The sequence below is a fragment of the Klebsiella sp. 10-1 genome (assembly GCF_009758445.1).
Taxonomy (GTDB): Bacteria; Pseudomonadota; Gammaproteobacteria; order Enterobacterales; family Enterobacteriaceae; genus Klebsiella; species Klebsiella scottii.
Map to the genome: position 1 here is coordinate 1 of NZ_WQRE01000025.1, position 1,349 is coordinate 1,349.

Consider the following 1,349-nt stretch of genomic DNA (forward strand, 5'->3'; position numbering starts at 1 on the left):
CCGGGAAAACGGTCTGACTTAACCCATCGCGCTTTCGCGCAGGCGGGCTTTTAGCCTGCTGTACTCATCGATCACGTACTGCTCGGCGGCCCGCTGGTCGGCAATACGCTCAACGTTAACCGCGCAGTACTTGTACTCCGGCGTTTTGGTTATCGGGCTCAGGTTCTCGGTCACCAGCTCGTTGCAGGCGCCAATCCACCACTGGTAGGTCATATACACCGCCCCTTTATTCGGCCGCTCGCTGACCTGCGCGCGGGTGATGATGCGCCCTTTACGCGAGTTCACCCACACCAGCGCCTGATCCTCGATGCCCAGACGCGCGGCGTCGGCGGTATTGATTTGCGCGTAGCCCGGCTCGTCCGCCAGCGCGGCCAGCGCCGCACAGTTACCGGTCATCGAACGGCACGAGTAGTGGCCGACTTCGCGCACCGTGGAGAGCACCATCGGGTACTCCCCGGTGAGCTTGTCGATCGGCGCAACCCAGTCGCAGGTGTAGAACTGCGCCAGCCCGTTGGGGGTATCGAATTTCTCTTTAAACAGATAAGAGGTCCCCTGGTCGGCGGCGGATTCGTCGCGGCACGGCCACATGATGTAGCCCAGCTCGCCCATCTTCTCGTAGGTGGCGCCGTAAAAATCCGGACACAGATGGCGCAGCTCATCCCAGATTTCCTGGGTGTTGCGGTAGCGCATCGGGTAGCCCATCCGGGTGGCGATCTCGCTGATAATCTGCCAGTCGGTTTTCAGATCCCACTTCGGCTCCACCGCCTTAAAGAAGCGCTGGAAGCCGCGGTCCGCGGCGGTATAAACGCCTTCATGCTCGCCCCACGAGGTGGACGGCAGGATGACGTCCGCCGCCGCCGCGGTTTTGGTCATGAAAATATCCTGCACGATAACCAGCTCAAGCTCTGCAAAGGCTTTACGCACCGCCGAGAGTTCGGCATCGGTCTGCAGCGGATCTTCGCCCATAATATAGGCCGCCCGCACTTCGCCGTGGGCCGCCCGGTGCGGCAGCTCGCTGATGCGGTAGCCGGTGTGCGCCGGCAGGCTCTCCACGCCCCAGGCTTTGGCGAACTTCTCCCGGTTTTCCGGGAAATTAACGTACTGATAGCCCGGATAGGTATCCGGCAGGGCGCCCATATCGCAGGCGCCCTGGACGTTGTTCTGCCCGCGCACCGGGTTGACCCCGACGCCCGGCCTGCCGAGGTTGCCGGTCATGATCGCCAGGCTGGTCAGCGAGCGCACGGTTTCCACGCCCTGATAGAACTGGGTGACGCCCATGCCCCACAGGATGGCGGCGGATTTGGCGCCGGCGTACATCCGGGCGCAGGCGCGGATCTCCCGGGCGCTGA

Annotated in this window: 1 protein-coding gene; it reads right to left on the reverse strand. The window is 63.2% G+C overall.

Features of this window, described 5'->3' with window-relative positions:
• Window positions 1–18: 18 nt before the first annotated feature.
• Window positions 19–1,349: molybdopterin-dependent oxidoreductase (locus GO007_RS28785; RefSeq protein WP_145980615.1), on the reverse strand; the 1,331-nt coding region annotated here is incomplete at its 5' end.